At 69.0% G+C, this 14,098-nt stretch carries 10 protein-coding genes and 3 pseudogenes; 7 read left to right on the top strand and 6 right to left on the bottom strand.

Going from position 1 to position 14,098, the window contains the following annotated elements; translation table 11 throughout:
• Window positions 1–3: 3 nt before the first annotated feature.
• Together ACZ4RZ_RS36680 and ACZ4RZ_RS36675 are read right to left on the bottom strand one after the other, a co-directional pair.
• Window positions 4–285 (bottom strand): transposase, encoded by a 282-nt coding sequence (locus tag ACZ4RZ_RS36680; protein ID WP_467751347.1) that lies wholly within the window; start codon window positions 283–285, stop codon window positions 4–6.
• The gene (locus tag ACZ4RZ_RS36675; RefSeq protein WP_467751246.1) at window positions 195–1,166 is read right to left on the bottom strand and encodes a transposase; all 972 of its coding nucleotides are present in this window, start codon (window positions 1,164–1,166) and stop codon (window positions 195–197) included. The genes ACZ4RZ_RS36680 and ACZ4RZ_RS36675 overlap by 91 nt, the downstream gene beginning before the upstream one ends.
• A gap of 167 nt (window positions 1,167–1,333) precedes the next feature.
• Here ACZ4RZ_RS36675 and ACZ4RZ_RS36670 point away from each other — a divergent pair.
• Window positions 1,334–1,438, top strand: a pseudogene (locus ACZ4RZ_RS36670) (DUF317 domain-containing protein); the annotation flags it as partial.
• A gap of 281 nt (window positions 1,439–1,719) precedes the next feature.
• Here the strand turns inward: ACZ4RZ_RS36670 and ACZ4RZ_RS36665 are convergent.
• Window positions 1,720–2,724 carry an APC family permease gene (locus tag ACZ4RZ_RS36665; protein WP_467751245.1) on the bottom strand — a complete coding sequence of 335 codons (1,005 nt, stop codon included), beginning with the start codon at window positions 2,722–2,724 and terminating at the stop codon, window positions 1,720–1,722.
• On the opposite strand from ACZ4RZ_RS36665, the gene ACZ4RZ_RS36660 reads away from it, so the two are divergent.
• The 6 genes and pseudogenes from ACZ4RZ_RS36660 to ACZ4RZ_RS36635 all read left to right on the top strand — a co-directional run bounded on the left by ACZ4RZ_RS36660 (window position 2,708) and on the right by ACZ4RZ_RS36635 (window position 10,396).
• A complete protein-coding gene (locus ACZ4RZ_RS36660; RefSeq protein WP_467751244.1) occupies window positions 2,708–3,742 on the top strand; it encodes an ATP-binding cassette domain-containing protein in 1,035 nt (344 codons plus the stop codon). The genes ACZ4RZ_RS36665 and ACZ4RZ_RS36660 overlap by 17 nt on opposite strands.
• 23 nt (window positions 3,743–3,765) lie before the next feature.
• Window positions 3,766–5,907 (top strand): methyltransferase, FxLD system, encoded by a 2,142-nt coding sequence (fxlM, locus tag ACZ4RZ_RS36655; RefSeq protein WP_467751242.1) that lies wholly within the window; start codon window positions 3,766–3,768, stop codon window positions 5,905–5,907.
• A gap of 98 nt (window positions 5,908–6,005) precedes the next feature.
• Window positions 6,006–7,502 (top strand): methyltransferase, encoded by a 1,497-nt coding sequence (locus ACZ4RZ_RS36650; protein WP_467751240.1) that lies wholly within the window; start codon window positions 6,006–6,008, stop codon window positions 7,500–7,502.
• 31 nt (window positions 7,503–7,533) lie between these two features.
• Entirely contained in the window at window positions 7,534–8,739 is a 1,206-nt protein-coding gene (locus ACZ4RZ_RS36645) for a bifunctional class I SAM-dependent methyltransferase/NUDIX hydrolase (protein ID WP_467751238.1), read from the top strand.
• 696 nt (window positions 8,740–9,435) lie between these two features.
• Window positions 9,436–9,708 (top strand): annotated as a pseudogene (locus ACZ4RZ_RS36640) (DUF6907 domain-containing protein); the annotation flags it as partial.
• Between the two features lie 280 nt (window positions 9,709–9,988).
• The gene (locus ACZ4RZ_RS36635) at window positions 9,989–10,396 is read left to right on the top strand and encodes a DUF6177 family protein (protein WP_467751345.1); all 408 of its coding nucleotides are present in this window, start codon (window positions 9,989–9,991) and stop codon (window positions 10,394–10,396) included.
• A gap of 148 nt (window positions 10,397–10,544) precedes the next feature.
• On the opposite strand, the gene ACZ4RZ_RS36630 is transcribed toward ACZ4RZ_RS36635, so the two are convergent.
• The 3 genes and pseudogenes from ACZ4RZ_RS36630 to ACZ4RZ_RS36620 all read right to left on the bottom strand — a co-directional run.
• Entirely contained in the window at window positions 10,545–11,975 is a 1,431-nt protein-coding gene (locus ACZ4RZ_RS36630) for a DMT family transporter (protein ID WP_467751237.1), read from the bottom strand.
• Between the two features lie 234 nt (window positions 11,976–12,209).
• On the bottom strand, window positions 12,210–13,106 hold the full coding sequence (locus ACZ4RZ_RS36625) for a helix-turn-helix domain-containing protein (RefSeq protein ID WP_467751236.1): 897 nt from the start codon (window positions 13,104–13,106) through the stop codon (window positions 12,210–12,212).
• Between the two features lie 227 nt (window positions 13,107–13,333).
• Window positions 13,334–14,021 (bottom strand): annotated as a pseudogene (locus ACZ4RZ_RS36620) (IS5 family transposase); the annotation flags it as partial.
• Between the last annotated feature and the right edge of the window lie 77 nt (window positions 14,022–14,098).

Genomic DNA, 14,098 nt, shown 5'->3' with positions numbered 1-14,098 from the left:
CGTTCACGCCGGGGATGAATGCATCTCGTTCCACCAGCGGTCCACGGTGGTGGCGAGGGTACGCACTTCCGGGATGTCGGCGTCCGCGCACCAGGTGAGGAATTTGTAGCGGGCCTGGCCGATGCGGTGGCGGTCCGCGCCGGTGCGGGCCAGAGCGAGGAGGGTGCGCAGGCTTTCCTTGGCGATCCAGGCGGTCAGCAGCGTCTGTCCGATCTTCCCCTCGTCCAGCAGCGGGTTCCACATCTTCGCGAACTGCTCGTCGGTGAGGTCCTCGCGGTTGCGCAGGAGTCGTCGGCGAGCCTTCCCTTTGGGTCGGTGGCGCGTCCGCGTCGTCCGCGGATTTCGGCGGTGGTGCGGCGCCGGACCTGGGACAGCATCTTGTTCGCGAGCTGCACGATGTGGAAGTGGTCGACCGCGACGACGGCGTTCGGCAGGCCGGTGCGGATCGCGGCCCGGTAGGTGGTCGACATGTCGATGGCCACGTGCCGGATGCTGTTGCGCCAGGTCAGGGGTGTGGTGGACAGCCAGGCCAGCACGTCGGCGACGGTGCGGCCCTCGACCTGGCCGAGCAGGCCACCGAAACCGAGCGCGTCGATGAAGCCGGTGTGCCACCGGTCCCGGGTCAGCTGCCACTTGCCCGTTTCGGGGTTCTGCTCCCAGCGGGTCTTGCCGCGCCGGGTCTCGTCGATGCCCAGCACCCCGACCTCGGGCAGCGGCGCTTCGATGACCTCGTGGGCAACGGCCTTGAAGGCGTCCATCGCGGTCGGCCAGGACATATGCAGATCCCGGGCGGCCTGGATGACCGTGGAGCCGACATCCCGTATCCGACGTCCGGCCGTAGTCCGTAGCCTCACGGTCAGCCGGGCGCCGGCCGGGATCTGCGGGATCTGTTCGGTGAATGATTTCCGAGGACAGGTCGGCTCGCGGCACCACCAGCGCCGCTTGTGCCACAAGAACTCCAACCCGCGCTCGCCATAAGGGAGACCACGGGGCCGGGTGGTCGCGGAGCCTTTCACCCGGGACGAGAAGACCCCGCAGGCCGGGCAGGCCCGGGCCGAGGCATCCGCCGTGGCCAGGTGGACCCGGCGCCCACCGTCCTCGCACCGCTCGACCCGTATGACGGACACCCCGTCGAGGTCCAGCAGCAACGTCGTATCGTTGACCAAGCCCGTGGCTCCCCAGTGATCCTTCTGCGTAGAGAACAGAAATGATCACCCAGGACCACGGGCGTCCTGCACCAGGGCCGATAACCACCCCACCCATCACAGACTGTGACGGCCAGTCAGACGCGCACCGACGCTGCACCGCTCAACTTCGAAGACCCGGTAATGCGGGCCCGGCCGGATGGTAGGCGTGGGCCGAGCCAGCGCTTGGTGCTCCGTGCCTGTGGGCGGCGTCGTTCAGCGGCAGCGTGCCGCACGACCTCGTCGCCGCGTTCGGGAAGCTGCCGCTTCCTCGTCAAGGACCGCCTGGACGCGACCGGGGCGAGATGGAGCCTGACCGGCGCCGAGGCGGTCCTCCTCCCACGCGCCGTCATCGACAACGGCGACTTCGAGCGGTACTGGCGCTACTTCACCGAACTGGACCACCTGCACACCCACGCCGTCCGCTATCAGGGACAACTCGCCCCCGCGGCGTGACCACAGCCACCCACCCATCACTCAAGAAGCAACGCAGCCATCTACCGAGGAGCGCAGGGACCAACGACGACGCCGTGTGCTACTCCTTGACGGCAGGTGAAGTGCGGGTTGGCTTGCCCAGCGCCCAGAAGAGCACGCCGAGGAGCATGAACCCGACGAGCGGGACGGCCTCCGTCAGCAGGTACTTCCAGCGCTCGCCGTAACTCCAGCCGCCCGGCGCGTAGTCGGAGCCGAACCAGTGGTCGCCGAGTCCGGGGGCGACCAGCTGCACGCTGGCGAACAGGACGAGCAGGGTGAGCATCACGCTGATGGTGCGGGGGAAGGGCGCCTTGTACGGGCGGGGGACGTCCGGGGCCTTGCGGCGCAGTACCGCGAGCGCCGGGAAGATGCCCAGGTAGCTGACGAGGGTGGTGGAGACGGCGAGGCCGAGGACGGCGCCGAAGAGCTTTGCAGCGCTGCCGTTGGTTAGTTCGTGGGCCAGAACCAGGACGACGGTGGAGACCACCCCGCTGAGGATGTTGACCCGTACAGGGGTGCCGAACCGGCTGGAGATGACGCCGAGGAACCGGGGCGCGGCGCCGTCGTAGCCGGAGACGGCGAGGGCGCGGTCGGAGCCCATGACCCATGTGACGCCGGAGGACAGCACCGTGAGGATGAACATGATCGCGGCGAGGTCGCCGAGCAGGCTGCCGGCGCCGCTGAGCGTGGCGGTGCCGTCGGCGGCGACGTGGCCGCCGTACACGGTGAAGACCTGCCGGATCGCGTCAATGAATCCGCCGAGGCCAGTGATGGCCTTGACCGGCAGGACGAGCAGGATGCCGATGATCGGCAGCGCGTACAGCAGAACGGCGAGGACGGCGCTGCGGAAGATGGCGAAGGGCACGTCCTTCTGGGCGTCGGTCATCTCGTCGCCGGCGGTGTTGGGCAGCTCGAAACCGACGTAGTTGAACATCAGGACGGGCACCAGGCCGACGAATCCCACGTAGGTCGGGGAGAAGTCGCCGATCCCGAATCCGTGCAGGCCGTGCTTGACGCCGTACGCGACAACGGTGACGGTGAACGGGGCCATGTTCTGGCTGATCACGGCCGGGCACATGAGCCTCGCCATCGCCGGCACCGCCGTGATCGCAGTTCGGACCGGGTCGGCGAGCCTGGGCGCGCTGGTGATGAACATCAACCAGCTGCACGAGGAATCCCTCTACGTCCGCGACCATGGCCGGTTCCTGGCCCAGGCAGCGCAGCGCATCATCCCCGAGGGGGGTGATCCGGTCCCCGAGCAGATCAAGGAGATCGTCCTCGACCGCGTCACCTACCGCTACCCCGACCGTGACACGGATGCCCTGGACCGGGTGTCCCTCACCCTGCCGATGGGGTCGGTCACCGCCGTGGTCGGTGAGAACGGCTCCGGCAAGAGCACGCTGATGAAGATCCTTTCAGGCATGCTGCTGCCCCAGGCCGGCACCTTGCGCTGGGGCCAGGCGGACATCAGCGACCTCGACCGCTCCCAGGTCTTCGAGCGCGTCTCGCTGCTGACGCAGGATTTCCAGCGCTGGCCCGTGACCGCGGCCATGAATATCCGCCTCGGCCGCCCCGCCCACGCGGCCACACCGCAGGACCTGCAGCCCTCGGTGGACTACGCCGGAGCCGGACCGGTCATCGCCAAACTCCCCGACGGCCTGCGGAGCCTGTTGGCGCGCATGTTCCGCGGCGCCATCGAGCTCTCCGGCGGCGAATGGCAGAAAGTGGGTCTCGCTCGCACCCACTGGCGTAGCTCAACTTCGCAGGCGGACAGCGTCCTCATCGTCGACGAACCCACCTCCGCCCTCGACCCTGAAGCCGAGATCGAAGCCTTCGACCGCATCCGTCGCCTCGCCGCCCCGAACCGGGCCGTCGTCCTGGTCACCCACCGCATGTCCGGCGTCCGCCACGCCGACCGCATCTACGTCCTCAACCACGGGCGCCTCGCCGAACACGGCACCCACGACGAACTCATGACCGCCCAGGGCCGCTACGCCGCCATGTTCGACGCGCAGGCAGCCCAGTACGCACCCAACGCCAGCATCCCGAAACCCGCCGCACCCACCGTCGCGGATCCCGCATGACCCGATCGACTGGAAGGCCCGCCGTGACGACACCTCCCACCACCGGACGCGACGAGGCGGCCGCCCTGCGCCACCAGCTGGCCGACCAGCTCGTCGACGCCGGCCACATTCGCACCCCCGCGGTCGAAGACGCCGTGCGCACGGTGCCACGGCACGCCTTCGCCCCTGAGGTACCGGCTGAGAAGGCGTACGCCAACGACATCATCGCCACCCGCCATACCGACGACGGCCGCATCACCAGCTCCATCTCCGCACCCTGGCTGCAGGCCGACATGCTCGAAGCAGCCCGCATCCGGCCCGGCCACCGCGTGCTGGAGATCGGCTCCGGCGGCTACAACGCCGCCCTGATCGCCGAACTCGTCGGCCCCACGGGCAGCGTCACCACCCTCGACATCAACCCGGCCGTCACCGATCGCGCCACCCGCTTCCTGACCCAGTCCGGGTACGACGGCGTTCGCGTGGTCACCGCCGACGCCGAGCACCTGCCCGCCGACATCGTCCCGGACGGCGGCTTCGACGCCATCCTGGTCACCGTCGACACCTGGGACCTGCCCTGGATCGGCGCCCTCGCCGACGGCGGACGCCTCGTCGCTCCCCTGCGCCTGCACCAGTACACCTGGGCCATCGGCTTCACCAAGGGCGACGGGGCCCTCCACAGTGACGAGCCGCTCATTGTCTGCGGCTTCGTCGCCATGCAGGGCGCCGGTGCCTGGGACGCGAACCGCCGCACCGTTCCAGGCACCGGCGTCCACCTCTCTTGGGAAGACGGCACTCCGCTGCCCGTCGACCAGCTCGGCCCCGCCCTCACCGGCGAGCCGTTCGTGGCTCATACCCATGTGACCGTCGGGGGTCAGGAACCCTTCGACGCCCTCGCCCTCTACCTGGCCGGCGCCCTGCCTGGCTTCTGCCGCCTTTCCATCGACCCCGACGGCGACAACGGGGTCCTGAATCCGCCGCCCCGGCACTGGCCCGGTGCCGCCATCGTGCGCGGCGCCTCCCTCGCGCGGCTGACCACCGAGCGCATCGCAGACGGCGACGACGGCAACGGCGTGTACGAGCTGGTCGTCCACGGCTACGGTGCCACGGGCCACCTGGCCGCCCAGGAGATGGCCGACCAGGTCCAGCACTGGCAGCGCAACCACCGCGCCGCTCTCTGCCCACGGATCAGCATCGAGCCCCTGCCCGAGGGTGCCCCCGCCCCCGACATCTGCGCTGCGCACATCTTCGTCAAGAAGCACACCCGCGTCGCGATCGACTGGCCGGTCGTTCCCGGCACGGCGGCCCTCCTCACGGACGACGAAGGCCGCTACCTGCTCCACCTGCGCTCCGCGAACAAACCGATCTGGCGACCGGGACAGTGGGCCCTCCTCGGCGGCAACACCGAAAAGGGCGAGACGTGCGACGAGGCGATCGCCAGAGAACTCGCCGAAGAGATCGGGCTCGCCGTCGCGGACCTGACCGGCTTCGTCACCCTGGACACCCTCGACGCAAACGGATCCTTCAAGGACCGCGTCCGTGTCTACCAGGGCACGCTGAACGTGCCCGCGCACGAGATCGAACTGCGCGAGGGCATTCAACTGCGCTGGACCCGGATCGAGGAGACAGCGGAGATGACCATGGACCCCGGCACCGCCGCGGTCCTCCACGCCCATCAGAACGCAGCGCACCCGAGCCACAGCCACGACAGCACCATGCCTACCGTGGAAGTGCGCGAGCCGAGCAATCACCGCAGCCGCAGCATCGTCGGCGCCCACCTGGTCCTCATCCGCGACGGGGCCGTCCTCCTGGGCAAACGTCACCCACGCTGTGCCTTCGCGCCCTCGACCTGGCACCTTCCCGCCGGCCACCGAGAGGACGTGGAAGCCGCCGTCTCCTGCATGGTCCGGGAGGCCGAGGAGGAGACCGGACTCGCCCTCGCCGAGGACGACTTGTCGCTCGTCCACGTCATCGACCTGCTCGACCCGGGCAGCACGACCCCACGCATCGGGTTCTTCTTCGCCCCCTCCCGCTGGGAGGGCGAGCCATCCGTACGCGAACCGCAGCGCTGCACCGAATGGCGCTGGTGGCCGCTGGACGCACTGCCCGAGCCGATCGTGGACTACACCCGCGCTGCCCTGGAGGCCATCTCCCACGGCACCCTCTACACCGCGATGGGCTGGACCTGAAACCGCCGCCCGCAGAGCCGTCCGGGCCGGCACGTGTCGTCAGCCGGCCCGCTGCTTCCTTGAGACCGCCGCTCTTGGGAAAGGACCTACTCCCGCACATGTTCACCTCGCAGGAAGAATGGGACCGCGGCTACGCCGACGGCCGCCGCTATCGCCCGCTCAGCGACAACGAGCGCACGCTGCTGGCCACTCATGTGCCGGCACCGGACGCGGCAAGGGCCCTCGACGTCGGGTGCGGGGTCGGTGAGCTCGCAGCTCATCTGGCCGGCCTCGGCTACGCCGTGGACGCCGTCGACTGGTCCGAGACCGCTCTCGCCGAAGCCCGCACCCGACACGGCGAGGCCGCTCGATGGCTTCGCCTCGACGTCGAAGGCGACGACTGGGAGCCCTTGCACGCCGACGGGTACGACTTGATCACCCTGCGGTTCGTGGCTGCGTTCCTCAACGCCCGCGACCGCACCCTGCACGCGCTCGGCCAGCTTCTGCGTCCCGGCGGAGACCTCGTGGTCATCACACCACTCGCGGCCGATACCCCGGCCGAGCGGCGCGGTATCGCACTCGACGAGGACGAACTCGCAGCGCTCCACAACCGCTGGCACAGCGCCGAGCGCCACGACACCGAAGGGCTGGCCTTCCTGGTTCTGCGCGGCCCGCACCGGAGCCAGTCCACAGCGCAGGACACTCCACCCGGCGCCGGAACGCAGGCAGCACCATCCAGCACCCGGAGCCTCGAGGCCACCGTGACCGCATCCCCGCGGGAACATCACTTCCACCTGCTCGAGCGCTACTACGACCAGGTGGAGTCGGGCCGCAAGACGGTCGAGGTACGTGTCGCCACCCCAGCCAAGGCGGCCGTCGAAGTCGGGGACGCGATCGTTTTCCACGACCGCGACAGCAGCCGGGAACTCGACATCGTCGTGAAACGGGTGACCCCGTATGCGTCGTTCGAGGAACTGCTCGACGCGGAGGATCCGTCGCGCATCGATCCTGACGCTCAACGCGAGGAGCTGCTCGTCGCGCTCCGCAGTATCTACCCGCCGGGCCGGGAAGCGCTGGGCCCGCTGGCCTTCGAGTTCGACCACCGTCCCGCGCGCCCGGGCCACTCCCTGCCGATGGCACCGTCGCAGTACGCGCAGACCGTGCCCCACCACACGGTGTACGGCTGCCTGTACGTACGCGACGAGCACGACCGGCCCGTACAGCTGCGCTCGCTCTACGGATCCCGGCTCTGGCAGTTCCCGGGCGGCAATCTCGACACCCAGGGGGAAGACCCCCTCCAGACCGCCCGTCGCGAAGCCATCGAGGAGACCGGCCTCGAAATCGGCCTGGACGCACCGAAGTTGCTGCTGACGCATTTCCTGCACGCCGGGCCCCGGCTGCCGCTGAACAAGGTCGGCTTCATCTTCGACGGAGGGCGCCTCACCACCGACCAGCTCCGCCAGATTCGCCTCGATCCCGCGGAGCACGACATGTGGGCCGTGCACGACCTGGAGGGATGGCGGCAGTTGATGGCGCCTCGCGCCTTTTCCCGCCTCGACGCCGTCGAACGCGCCCGGCTCGGCGAAGGCCCCGCCTACCTCATCACCCACACCTGAACCACGTCGCGCCGCCCGCGAAGGAGAGACCGTGCCCGTCGAGGACATCAACGCCCAAGCCTGGACCGTCTACGGACAGCGCCAGCTCAGTCGCTCCTACATGCCGCCCATCCCCGAACAGATGTCCTGGACACCGTGGGAGGGCGTCGGTCCCGGTACTGAAATCCTGGGCGACATCGCCAGCCGTCGTGTCCTGGACATCGGCTCCGGCGCCGGCCAGCACGCCGTACATCTCGCCCAGGCCCACGGCGCGCACGTCACCGGGATCGAGCTGTCGCCCACCCAGCACGAGCGCGCCGCCCCCACCCACGCGGACGTTCCGGGCGTGGAATTCGTGCAGGCAGACCTGGTCGACTACCTCGCCCAGGCCGAGCCATTCGATGCCGCGTACGCCATCGGCACCCTGGCGTACATCGACCCGCACCGCGCCCTGCCCGCACTGCGCGACGGTCTGCGTCCCGGCGCGCCGCTAATCCTCTCGCTCCTGCACACCGACCTGCACGACCGCGGTCCGTCCACCGCAGTCGCACCGCGCGAGCAGATGATCCTGCTCAGTGACGATCCGCCGCTGGCCACCCAGATGTGGGTCCTGGCACCGCTGTTGTGGGAGGACCTGCTCACCGAGTACGGCTTCCGCGTCGAGGCCATCGACCTGCTGCGCCATCCCGATCAGAGCGCGTCGGTCGTGCAGCAGCTCATCCGAGCCCGCCGCCTTGCCGCCCGGCCCGCACGCCTCTCCAGCCGCCCTCGTAGTGCTCAGCCCCCTGTGCCGCACGCGGCCGTCGGGGTCGGTGCGATCCTCCTCGGCGAGCAGGGAGTGCTGCTGGGCCGCCATCGGCGCGGCACCATCGAACTGCCCGGCGGCTCTGTCGAGGCCGGGGAGTCCTTCGAGGCGGCGGCGGTCCGTGAACTGCGCGAGGAGACCGGCCTGATCGCTCGCCCTGACGACGTCAAGCTCCTGGGCATGCTCGTCGACCAGGTCGGGGGCGTCTTGCGAGTCACGGTGGGCGCCCTGATCCACGCGTGGCAGGGCCAGCCGACCACGCAGCCGGACGAGAGCGTCGGCGATTGGGCCTGGTATCCCTTGGACCAGCTGCCCGACGGCCTGTTCGTGTGCAGCGCGCAGATTCTCACCGCCTGGCGCCCCGGCCTCCCCATCGACCACCCCTCTGCACACTTCACGCCCTTCGCCTCCCGTGCACCCCACTCCACTCCCTCGGTGGACGGCCTCGCGTGACAACTACCGCAGACTCGAGCCTGTAGCGACACCGCGACTTCCGTCTCTACTGGACGGGCCAGGCCAGTGACGTTCTGGGCTCCTCACTCAGCTCGGTGGCCATCCCCCTGCCTGCACGCCACGACGTGGCAGGCAGCCGTCCTCGCAGCGGTCAAAAGACGCCGCCCCTGCTGTTCTCGCTGCCCGCCGGCGCGTGGTGCGACCGCCTACGCAAGCGGCCCCTCATGATGGCGACGAGCCTGGTGTGCGCGGCGGCGATGGGCTCTATCCCGCTGGCAGCCGGGGACATGCCCCCTGCGGACTGGGACCAAGTCCGCAAGCTGTAGCGGCCGGACGAAGTCAGCGCCAGCTTTCCCTGCCGTAATCATCTCCAACGCCGACGAAGGGAAGGGAGCAATGGACAGTGGTCGCACGTCTGGAAGGCGTCGCCGAGGCTGTGGACCACGTTCGACCGCGCCTCGTCTTCCTGGAAGAATCGACGGCGCTCCGCTCCCGGTAACCGTCGTCTGTCCCCGGTGTTCGCCGAATGGATGGTGGGCCTGCCCGAAGGATGGGTGAGCACCGCGCCCGGCAAGGCCACTCCGTAACGGAACAAGAGGGCCGTTCCGACAAGGGCACAGACGCGTAGTCCCTTGGGGAACGGTTTCGCCCTTGCCGTGAAGGTCCGCGGAGTCCTGCAGTCATGACGTCCGTCCCCTGAGCTGGCCGTCGTCGGCTTCGGCCTCCTCCCAGCGGTGGACGGACTCGTGCGTCACCGCTCGCTGGAAGTCCGAGGACTACAAGTCCTGGCAACTGCTCTGTGCGCACCTCGCCGTGAGTCCGGACTCAACAACCAGCCCGGCGTACCGAGTCCCGCATGTTCTGGTCGAAGTGGCCGCCGACATGTACACCCGCCCGATGGATCCGGACCAGCCGGCCGAGTTCATCGAAGCGGTGGCCGGGCAGCTTGAAGAGCTTCGCGCGATGCACCCCCCGGCTCACCGCAGCCCGCGCCGAATGGGCCGCGCGGGCCGACACGACGGCCAACGCCGAGGCCGCGTAATCCCGCCGGGCCAAGACCGCCCCAAGCTCTGCGACCCCAGCGTCCTGCTCCAATGGCTGTCGCGAACGCCCAGGCCAGAGGCCTCGTCTACTCCTCCGCTCCAGGGACTTTTCAGGGACTTTCAACGCTGTCCGAGGGACTCTCGAGGGACTTTCCGCCGCCCAACGCGGCAAGCCCCCGAAAGATCAGAAAGGGCCTCCGTCCCAGATCAGAGGCCCTTTCCGAGGCAAAGCCGCAAGTGGCGGCGGACGCGCCATACTGCGCCGGCGGAACGGCACGTTCGCACCTGCCCTCTCGGCGGACGGCAAGCCCACGGTGGCCGAGGCGTTCACCGGCGTCACACCGTCCGCCGAACACCAGTTCGTCGTCACGTTCCGCACCCAGCACCCCGCCCACGAGCAGCTGGTCCTCGGCCACGCGATGGAAACCGCTTGGCAGATCCTGAGCGGAACGGCCCCCGCCGGCTGGGGCACCGCGGAACCGCAGCTTTCATCGCCGCGTCGAGGGCGAACCAGCCGTACTCGGTGTGCTCGTTGGAGAGCGTCAGCTCCGGGCTGTCGACTCGGACCCCGAAGGCGAACTCTTGAGTGTTTCTGGTGTGGTCTGATGGCGTAGGCGCGGGCGAAATCGCAGGCGCTGGCCGACTCGGCGGATCCCACTGCACTGGTACGGCGGCGGGCCCCAGCGTCACAGCTCAGCTGCGCAGTTGCCTGCAGGCCGTCCATGACCGCATTCCCGAGCCGATCTGACCGAGCAGTCCGAATCACTCCTGATAGGAGTGATCGGCCTTGTGCAGCAGGCGTCTGTCCAAGGTGGCGAGGATCTCCGCGGTGTAGTACGGGTCCTGCTGGCACATTGCCCGTAATGCTGAGGCCAGTTCGTCGATGACGTCTTCGTCCGTCACGCCGCACCACTCCTGGTAGGCATGGTCGAGGCAGGTGCGCGTGCTGGGGAGATCCCGGCGCGCAGAAGAGGAGTGGAACCGGGCGGCGGTCAGCCACAGCCGGGCGGAGAGGGCGTGATCCGCGGCGATACGGGCGACAACGGCGCGTACCTCGATCCAGTGCGTGGCCTCGGCGGACTTGGCGCCGTGGACGCGGACGGCCTTGTTCTCCAGCTTTCTTATGGTGGCCTCGACCACCGTGAAGCGTCCCAAATGCGCTTCGCGCCACAGAAAGGCGTGGATGTCGTCACCGGGTATGTGGTTCAGGGCGAGGAGCGGATGCTGCGGGAAAGCGACGAGGCCACGTACCTCGCCTGTGGTGTCCGTGTCCGTTGCCGGATCCGCGCGCCGGGCGTCCGCGACCACCACCGCGGTCACTCCCAGCATGATCATGAGCAGTCCCGGCCACGCTGTCGCGGCGGGCAGCTGGCCGAGCCACAGCCAGGCGATGAGTGCGGCCACGGGTGCCTCCAGCAGCAGCAATATGCTCACCGCCGTGGCCGGCGCCCGGCCGAGGACGAAATTGAGGGAGAACAGGCCGAGCAGCTGAGGAAAGATCAGCAGACCCAGCAGGGCGAGCCAGGTGCCACCGTTGAAGGCGAACAGAGGCGTTCCGGTGACGAGGCAGAGGATCAGCAGCTCCACCGTGCACACGGTGGAGCACAGTACTGAGTACACCATGGTGCTGACATCGGGACGGGCCTGTTCGCTGATCGCTGTGTAGCCGGCAAGTGCGACCGCGCCCGCGAGGGCGAGCGCGTCACCGACGACCGCTTCGGTGCCCGCCCGCCCATCCATACCGCTGGCGATCGCCGCGCCGGCCACGGAGATGCCGAGGCCGGCCCAGGTCGCGCGCGGCAGCCGGTGTCCCTGCAGCGTCGAGATGAGGGCCTGCCAGACGGGCTGGGTGGCGACCAGGGCGGTCGCCATGGCGACACTGGTCATCCGGGTGCTGGACATGAAGGTGGCGAAGTGCGCGGCCAGCGCCGTACCGGCGAGAGCCCCTAGGAGTGCACCTCGGCGTTGCTCCTTGCGCACGAGGAAACGCTCGCCGCGGAAAACCTTCCTGAACTCGCGCCGGCGGATCAGCGCGACCACCGGTCCGAGGGTCAGGAGCCCCAGGGCGTTGCGGCCCAGCGCCAGCGCGAGCGCGGAGCCGGTGGCGAACGCGGTGAGCGGCGCGGTCGCGGAAAACGCGCCGACCGTGACCAGCACGGCGGTGAAGGAGACAGCATCAAGCTTTGTGCGCATGGTGTGGGGGAAACCTTCACGGTGAATGGACGGACTCGACGAGACGTGTGAACTCGACGCGCAATGTGAGTCGCTGCTGAGAGCACGACGCCGTCACGGCACTACAACGCGACCCTGTGATCAGTGGTTCAACCCCTGAGCACGACGCGTGAACTGGTCTGGTTTCACCGGCTGCGGGCCGGCAGATTCCACCCGTACGCACACCGTCAGGCAATACCGGACCCACTCAGCGGGTTACGACCGCTCTCTGGCTGTGCCCTGCCTGCCGGGGGTTGGGACCGGGGCGCCGGCTTGGCCGAGAAGGTGCAGGGCGGCCTGTGAGCCCGAACCGGCCTCAGCGGTCGCCACGACGACGCGCTGCCCCGGCTCCTGAGGGATTGTCAGAGTCTGCAGGTTGAGGTGCATCTGGCCGACGAGAGGATGACGCATGCGATAGGCCGCGATCTCCCAGTTCCTGACCCGGTTCTCGGACCAGAGGGCGGCGAATTCCGGGCTCTGCATGGCTAGTTCGCCGATCAGCGTGGCCAGCGCCGGATCGTCCGGATACTGACCGACGGCAAGTCGCAGCTTCCCTACTACCGTCCTGGCCTTCTTCCGCCAGTCCACGAACAGGTCCCGGGTGTGGGCGTCCAGGAAGACCATCCGCGCCATGTTCGGGCGCCGGTCCGCCTGATCGGGTATGCGCCGGTCCAGATGCCCGGCGAACAAGGAGTGTCCCGTACGGTTCCACGCCAGCACGTCGCTGCGGCGCCCCAGCACGATCGCGGGTGCGTCACCGAACGCTTCGAGCAACTGCGTGGTCGTCTCACCCGCGTGCTCGGGCGCCGGCTTGCGGCGCTTGCCGCTGCGACGCGTGGCGCGAGCCAGATCGTGCAGGTGAGTTCGCTCCACCTCGCCCAGACCGAGGGCCCGGGCAAGAGCGTCCAGCACCTCCGGTGAAGCGTTGAGCGACACCCCCTGCTCCAGCCGGGTGTAATAGGAAAGGCCGATCCCCGCCAACTGGGCCAGTTCGTCCCGTCGCAGCCCCGGCACGCGCCGCCGTTCCCCGAAATCAGGCAGCCCCACGTCAGCCGGCCGCAACTGCGCCCGGCGCATCTGCAGGAACTCGCCAAGACCCGATCTCTTGTTCATGCGGCCGAGTATGGATGCCCCGGCGCCGCGCAGCCTGCCCCTCCCAGGGCTACCCGGGCCACGGTCACGGACCCGCTTCGCCGGGAGACGGCCTGCCCCGGTATGCGGTGTCGAACGGCGCGGCGCCGTGGTAGACGAGCACCAGGGTCGGGTGATCGTCCAGAGGGTGCCCTGCCAGGTCTTCTCCGCCTGCCTGTGCGGGGTTGTGTCGGGACGCGAGGTGTCGGGAAAGTCTGCTCGACCACCCACCGCTTCGGCTCCGGCGCGAACCCTCTTGCCCCGGACTCGCGTTGCACGATCTCGACGTCGATGCCGAGCCGGGCACCGTGCTCGACGACGGCCTGCTTGAACCAGGCATCCACCCAGCCCTTGGTCACGCTGGGCGCGGTGGTGGCGACCTTGTCCAGCAGCACGATGCCGATCGCGTTGTCGTGCACGCTCGCGGCGACCACGACGACCGCAATGATCAGACCGAGAACATCGGTGGCGATGCCCCCCCTTGCGGCCCGGGCTCTTCTTGCCCGAATCCAGTCCGGTCGTCTCCTTCGGCGCGTTCGTCGAGGCCCGTACCGCCTGCGAGTCCAGCACGACGGCGGCGGGGTCCTCGCGTCGCCTGCGCATCTCGCGGACCTGGCAGCGCAGCGGCTCGTGGATGGTCTCGGCGGTGCCGTCGTCGCGCCACAAGACGAAGTAGTAGTACACCGCACTCTTCGGCGGCAGATCGTGGGGCAGGAAACGCCACTGACAGCCAGTGCGCGCCTGGTACAGGATGGCGTTCACGATCTCCCGCATCCCGTAACTGCCCTCATGGCCGCTGACCGAGGGGCGTCTCGCCTTCCACCCGGCGATGACCGGCCGGATCAGCTCCCAGGCCTCATCCGACAAGTCGCTCGGATACGCGGGTCGTTCGCCCACGTCCTCAGCACACCGTGCCACCGGCCACCTGAGAAGCCACGGAACCGGACAACCTTCCTTCAACCGCTACGAGACCA

The sequence above is a fragment of the Streptomyces sp. NPDC027189 genome, from assembly GCF_055566975.1.
Note: the sequence above shows the minus strand (reverse complement) of the source record. Positions and strands in the feature narration are given on the sequence as shown.

What these genes read in the sequence shown, in the direction of transcription:
- ACZ4RZ_RS36660 (WP_467751244.1), top strand. Translation starts at nt 2,708, where the DNA reads ATGTTCTGGCTGATCACGGCCGGGCACATGAGCCTCGCCATCGCCGGC.
- ACZ4RZ_RS36650 (WP_467751240.1), top strand. Translation starts at nt 6,006, where the DNA reads ATGTTCACCTCGCAGGAAGAATGGGACCGCGGCTACGCCGACGGCCGC.
- ACZ4RZ_RS36630 (WP_467751237.1), bottom strand. Translation starts at nt 11,975, where the DNA reads ATGCGCACAAAGCTTGATGCTGTCTCCTTCACCGCCGTGCTGGTCACG.
- ACZ4RZ_RS36625 (WP_467751236.1), bottom strand. Translation starts at nt 13,106, where the DNA reads ATGAACAAGAGATCGGGTCTTGGCGAGTTCCTGCAGATGCGCCGGGCG.